The 4,400-nt window shown below is 72.0% G+C and carries 3 protein-coding genes; all 3 read right to left on the minus strand.

From position 1 onward, the window contains the following. Positions 1-259: 259 nt before the first annotated feature. Positions 260-1,324: a threonine synthase gene (thrC, locus tag AC13HU_RS32995; RefSeq protein ID WP_483045663.1), complete on the minus strand. Its 1,065-nt coding sequence runs from the start codon at positions 1,322-1,324 to the stop codon at positions 260-262. A 34-nt stretch (positions 1,325-1,358) separates the two neighbouring features. Beyond that, entirely contained in the window at positions 1,359-2,708 is a 1,350-nt protein-coding gene (locus AC13HU_RS33000) for a homoserine dehydrogenase (RefSeq protein ID WP_483045661.1), read from the minus strand. Positions 2,709-3,069: 361 nt separating this feature from the next. Continuing rightward, positions 3,070-4,400, minus strand: a 1,331-nt coding sequence (gene lysA, locus AC13HU_RS33005; RefSeq protein ID WP_483045662.1) for a diaminopimelate decarboxylase, incomplete at its 5' end; no start/stop codon positions are given.

The following is a 4,400-nucleotide window of genomic DNA, read 5'->3' on the forward strand; positions in this document are numbered from 1 at the left end:
GTATTTGAGGGGTGTTGTCGCGGGGGGCGGTACGTGGGGGCGCCAGGCCCGGCGGCCCAGCGAGTTGCCGTGGGCGCCGCCGGGCCCGCCGGCCCAGCCCCCGCGGCGAGCACCCGGACCACCGGCCCGGTGGATGGCTGGTCGCGCAGTTCCCCGCGCCCCTGGGTATGGGTGGTTGCCGCCTTCCGCGACAGCACCCCACAGCCCCTGAGTGGTTGCCGTCTTTTGCGACGGCGGGCCGGTGGTGGGGGTTAAGGCGTCAGGCCAGGCCCAGTTGGGTCGCGGCGGCGTCCGCGTCGACGGGGACCGTGATGGGCTGGGGGGCGCCGGCGACGGCCCAGTCGGGGTCCTTGAGCCCGTTCCCGGTGACCGTGCAGACGATGCGCTGGCCGGGGTCGACGCGGCCCTCGTCCGCGGCCTTGAGGAGGCCGGCGACGGACGCGGCAGAGGCGGGCTCGACGAAGACACCCTCGCGCCCGGCCAGCAGCCGGTAGGCCGCGAGGATCTGACGGTCCGTCACCGCTTCGATGAGGCCGCCCGACTCGTCGCGGGCCTGCTCGGCGAGCTGCCAGGACGCGGGGTTGCCGATCCTGATCGCCGTGGCGATGGTCTGCGGCTCGCGCACCGGCGCGCCGTTGACGATCGGGGCCGAGCCGGCCGCCTGGAAGCCCCACATCCGGGGCGTACGGGTGGCGAAGCCGTCGGCGGCGTATTCGCGGTAGCCCTTCCAGTACGCGGTGATGTTGCCCGCGTTGCCCACCGGGAGGACATGGATGTCGGGCGCGTCGCCGAGCGCGTCCACGATCTCGAACGCGGCGGTCTTCTGCCCCTCGATCCGCACCGGGTTCACCGAGTTGACCAGCGCGACCGGGTACTTCTCGCTGAGGCCGCGGGCCAGGTCGAGGCAGTCGTCGAAGTTGCCGTCGACCTGGAGGATACGGCTGCCGTGCACCAGCGCCTGGCCCATCTTGCCGAGCGCGATCTTGCCCTGCGGCACCAGCACCGCGCAGACCATCCCGGCCCGTACCGCGTACGCGGCGGCGGAGGCGGAGGTGTTGCCGGTGGAGGCGCAGATGACCGCCTTGGCGCCGGCCTCCTTCGCCTTGGAGATCGCCATGGTCATACCGCGGTCCTTGAAGGACCCGGTGGGGTTGGCCCCTTCGACCTTGAGCAGGACATCGCACCCGGTGCGCTCGGAGAGCACCTGGGCCGGTACGAGCGGGGTGCCACCCTCCAGCAACGAGACCACCGGGGTGTCCACGCCCACCGGCAGGCGGTCGCGGTACTCCTCGATGATGCCGCGCCACTGGTGGGTGCCGGACATTCGGAGCTGGTCGACCTTGACGTTCATAACGGTGCTACTCCCCTTCAACGCGCATGATGCTGGCCACGCCGCGTACGGTGTCGAGTTCCCGCAGACTGGCGACGGTCGCCGAGAGGGCGGCGTCCGTCGCGCGGTGGGTGACGACGACGAGCGAGGCTTCGCCGCCCTCGCGCTGCCCGCCACCGCTCTGCTCGACGGCGGCGTCGTCGCCGCTGCCTTGGTTCCTGCCCTGCTGGCGCACCGTGCCGATCGACACGTCGTGCTCGGCGAACACCGTCGCGACCTGAGCCAGGACGCCCGGTTTGTCCGCCACGTCGAGGCTGATGTGGTAACGGGTGACCACATCGCCCATCGGGCTGACCGGCAGTCGCGTGTACGCGGACTCGCCTGCTCCGATGGTAGCCGCGAGTTTGTTCCGGCAGGCGGTCACCAGATCGCCGAGGACGGCGGAGGCGGTGGGTGCGCCGCCCGCGCCGGGACCGTAGAACATCAGCCGGCCGGCCGCCTCCGCCTCGACGAAGACGGCGTTGTACGCCTCGCGTACCGAGGCGAGCGGGTGGCTGAGCGGGATCATCGCCGGGTGTACCCGGGCGGTGACCGAGCGGCCGTCGGCGCTGCGCTCGCAGATCGCGAGCATCTTGACCGTGCAGCCCATCTTGCGCGCGGAGGCGATGTCGGCGGCGGTCACCTCGGTCAGGCCCTCGCGGTGCACGTCGTCGATGGTGACGCGGGTGTGGAAGGCGATACCGGCCAGGATCGCCGCCTTCGCGGCGGCGTCGAAGCCCTCCACGTCGGCGGTCGGGTCGGCCTCGGCGTAGCCGAGCGCGGTGGCCTCGTCCAACGCCTCGCTGTAGCCGGCGCCGGTGGAGTCCATCTTGTCGAGGATGAAGTTGGTGGTGCCGTTGACGATGCCCAGCACGCGGTTGACCCGGTCGCCGGCCAGCGACTCGCGCAGCGGCCTGATCAGCGGGATCGCGCCGGCCACCGCGGCCTCGTAGTACAGATCGACACCGTGCTCGACGGCCTTGGCGTGCAGGCTCGCGCCGTCGGCGGCGAGCAGCGCCTTGTTCGCCGACACCACCGAGGCGCCGTGCTCGAACGCCGTGGTGATCAGGGTGCGGACCGGCTCGATACCGCCGATCACCTCGACCACGACGTCGATGTCGCCGCGTTTGACCAGCGCGGTGGCGTCGGTGGTGAGCAGCTCGGCGGGAACGCCGTCGCGCACCTTGTTGGGGCGGCGGACCGCGATCCCGGCCAGCTCGATCGGGGCACCGATCCGCGCGGCGAGGTCGTCCGCCTGCGTCGTGATGATGCGCGTGACCTCGGAGCCGACCACACCGCACCCCAGGAGCGCCACCTTCAGCGGACGCGTACGCATCATCCGACCTCGTCTCTCGTCAAAACGTGTCTCACTCGTCGAACCGCCCGGCCGATCCCGTCGGCCGGACTGCGCGAGCAGGCTCTCGCGCGGTGGGCGCGGGGCGCCCGGACCTCGTTGAAAAGTCCAGTCTCACGCACGGGACGGGAGAAGCCGCGCACTGTCCGGATCGCGAGACTGCCCGGACGATCCATGAGATCTTCCGCCCACCCGGCGATCTTCCACGCGTTTGCGTCGGCATCCCCCACCCCCACCGCAACTTCCGCTTGCCGCGCCGCTGGTGGGGCCGGTGCCATCCCCGGGTGGTCCCCGTACCGGCAGAGCCCACCGCCCCGGGCGATCAGGGGCGCCCCGGAAGGGATGCTCACCCGACGTCGAGGCGGAGAAGGTCCTCCGGCGTCTCGCGGCGGACGATCACCCGCGCCTGCCCGTCCGCGACGGCGACCACCGGCGGCCGCAGCGCGTGGTTGTAGTTGCTGGCCATCGCCCGGCAGTACGCCCCGGTCGCGGGTACCGCGAGCAGGTCCCCCGGAGCGAGGTCGGCCGGCAGGAACGCGTCCTTGACCACGATGTCCCCGCTCTCGCAGTGCTTCCCGACCACCCGCGCCAGCATCGGCTCGGCATCGCTCGTCCGCGAGACCAGCGAGACGCTGTACTCGGCGTCGTAGAGCGCGGTGCGGATGTTGTCGGACATGCCGCCGTCCACGCTGACGTACGTACGCAGGCCGTCGAGCGGCTTGATGGTGCCCACCTCGTAGAGCGTGAACGCGGTCGGGCCGACGATCGCCCGGCCCGGCTCGACCGACAGCCGCGGCGGGGTCAGCCGGGCCGCGTCGCACTCGCGGGCGACGATCTCGCCGAGCGCCTTCGCGATCTCCTGCGGCTCGCGCGGGTCGTCCTCGGGGGTGTAGGCGATGCCCAGGCCGCCGCCGAGGTCGATCTCCGGCAGTTCCACGCAGTGCTCGTCGCGGACCTCGGCCAGCAGCGACACCACCCGGCGGGCGGCCACCTCGAACCCGGCCATGTCGAAGATCTGCGAGCCGATGTGGCTGTGGATGCCGACCAGTTCGAGGCTGTCGAGCTGGAGCACCCGGCGTACCGCCTCGGCGGCCTGCCCGTCGGCCAGGCCGATGCCGAACTTCTGGTCCTCGTGCGCGGTGGCGATGAACTCGTGGGTGTGCGCCTCCACCCCGACGGTCACCCGGATCTGCACCCGCTGCCGGCGGCCCTGCCGGGTGGCCTCCGCGGCGACCCGGACGCTCTCCTGGAAGGAGTCCAGCACGATCCGGCCGACGCCCTCGCGCACCGCCCACTCGATCTCCTCGGCACTCTTGTTGTTGCCGTGCAGCGCGATCCGCTCGGCGGGCATCCCCGCGTCCAGCGCCACCGCGAGCTCGGTGCCCGAGCAGACGTCGAGGTTCATGCCCTCCTCGTACAGCCACTTCACCACGGCGCGGGACAAAAACGCCTTGCCGGCGTAGAACACGTCGGCCTCGTGCCCGAAGGCCGATCGCCACGCGCGGCACCGGGCCCGGAAGTCGGCCTCGTCCAGGAAGTACGCGGGCGTGCCGAACTCGGCGGCGAGGTCGCGTACGTCGAGACCGGCGACCTCCGCAGCACCGTCACCGTTACGGGTCACGGTGCGCGACCAGATCCGCGGGTCGAGGGTGTTGAGGTCGGCGGGCGGGCCCGCGT

The sequence above is a fragment of the Streptomyces sp. NH27 genome, from assembly GCF_056859195.1.